Origin of the sequence: Streptococcus mitis bv. 2 str. SK95, assembly GCF_000222705.1 — a bacterium.
Lineage (GTDB): Bacteria > Bacillota > Bacilli > Lactobacillales > Streptococcaceae > Streptococcus > Streptococcus mitis_AY.
The window spans coordinates 1-2,260 of sequence record NZ_AFUB01000009.1; the positions used below are offsets into that span (position 1 = coordinate 1).

Consider the following 2,260-nt stretch of genomic DNA (forward strand, 5'->3'; position numbering starts at 1 on the left):
ACTTGCAGATACTGATGCGCTAGTTGATTGGCTAGCTGATACAGATGCTGAAGCTGATTCACTTGAGCTTACTGATGCGCTAGTTGATTGGCTAGCTGATACAGATGCTGAAGTTGATTGACTTGAGCTTACTGATGCGCTTGCTGATTGGCTTGAGCTTACTGATGCGCTAGTTGATTGACTTGCAGATACTGATGCTGAAGCTGATTCACTTGCAGATACTGATGCGCTAGCTGATTGACTTGCAGATACTGATGCGCTAGTTGATTGGCTTGCAGATACGCTGTTGCTCAAGCTTGTGCTTGCTGATTCAGATGCACTGATTGATGCAGATACGCTGTTGCTCAAGCTTGTGCTTGCTGATTGGCTAGCACTGATTGATGCAGATACGCTGTTGCTCAAGCTTGTGCTTGCTGATTGGCTTGCACTGATTGATGCAGATACGCTGTTGCTCAAGCTTGTGCTTGCTGATTGGCTAGCACTGATTGAAGCAGATACGCTGTTGCTCAAGCTTGTGCTTGCTGATTCAGATGCACTGATTGAAGCAGATACACTGTTGCTCAAGCTTGTGCTTGCTGATTCAGATGCACTGATTGAAGCAGACACGCTGTTGCTCAAGCTTGTGCTTGCTGATTCACTTGCAGATACTGATGCGCTAGTTGATTGGCTTGCAGATACTGATGCGCTAGTTGATTGACTAGCTGATACAGATGCTGAAGTTGATTGACTTGCAGATACTGATGCTGAAGCTGATTGGCTAGCTGATACAGATGCTGAAGTTGATTCACTTGCAGATACTGATGCTGAAGCTGATTCACTTGAGCTTACTGATGCGCTTGCTGATTGGCTTGCACTTACAGACGCTGAAGCTGATTGGCTAGCTGATACAGATGCTGAAGCTGATTCACTTGCTGATACAGAAGCTGATTGACTTGAGCTTACAGATGCTGAAGCTGATTGGCTTGAGCTTACTGATGCGCTAGTTGATTCACTTGCTGATACAGATGCTGAAGTTGATTGACTTGAGCTTACTGATGCTGAAGCTGATTGGCTAGCTGATACAGATGCTGAAGCTGATTGACTTGCAGATACTGATGCTGAAGCTGATTGACTTGCAGATACTGATGCTGAAGCTGATTCACTTGCACTTACAGATGCTGAAGTTGATTGACTTGAGCTTACTGATGCTGAAGTTGATTGACTAGCTGATACAGACGCTGAAGCTGATTCACTTGAGCTTACTGATGCGCTTGCTGATTGGCTAGCACTGATTGATGCAGATACGCTGTTGCTCAAGCTTGTGCTTGCTGATTGGCTAGCACTGATTGATGCAGATACGCTGTTGCTCAAGCTTGTGCTTGCTGATTCAGATGCACTGATTGAAGCAGACACGCTGTTGCTCAAGCTTGTGCTTGCTGATTCACTTGCAGATACTGATGCGCTAGTTGATTGACTTGCAGATACTGATGCGCTAGTTGATTGACTAGCTGATACAGATGCTGAAGCTGATTGGCTAGAGCTTACTGATGCGCTTGCTGATTGGCTAGCTGATACAGATGCTGAAGCTGATTGGCTAGAGCTTACTGATGCGCTAGTTGATTCGCTTGCACTTACAGATGCTGAAGCTGATTGACTTGCAGATACTGATGCGCTAGTTGATTCGCTTGCACTTACAGATGCTGAAGCTGATTGGCTAGAGCTTACTGATGCGCTTGCTGATTGGCTAGCACTGATTGATGCAGATACGCTGTTGCTCAAGCTTGTGCTTGCTGATTCAGATGCACTGATTGAAGCTGACACGCTGTTGCTCAAGCTTGTGCTTGCTGATTCAGATGCACTGATTGATGCAGATACGCTGTTACTCAAGCTTGTGCTTGCTGATTCAGATGCACTGATTGAAGCTGATACGCTGTTACTCAAGCTTGTGCTTGCAGATACAGATGCTGAAGCTGATTGACTTGAGCTTACTGATGTGCTTGCTGATTGGCTTGCACTTACAGATGCTGAAGCTGATTGACTTGAGCTTACTGATGCGCTAGTTGATTGGCTAGCTGATACTGATGCTGATTGACTAGCACTTACTGATGCTGAAGCGCTTTGGCTTGCTGATACAGACGCAGAGTGGCTCGCGCTTGCTGAGATAGAAGCTGAGTTCTGGTTGTTAGATGCTGAAGCTGAGGCACTTTGGCTTGCAGATACTGACGCTGAAGTACTTTGACTTGCAGATACAGACGCTGAAGCTGATTGGCTAGCTGATACA

The 2,260-nt window shown here is 45.9% G+C and carries 1 protein-coding gene; it reads right to left on the minus strand.

Features of this window, described 5'->3' with window-relative positions:
• On the minus strand, nt 1–2,260 hold a 2,260-nt coding region (locus HMPREF9965_RS12670), incomplete at both ends, for a hypothetical protein (protein WP_004243026.1).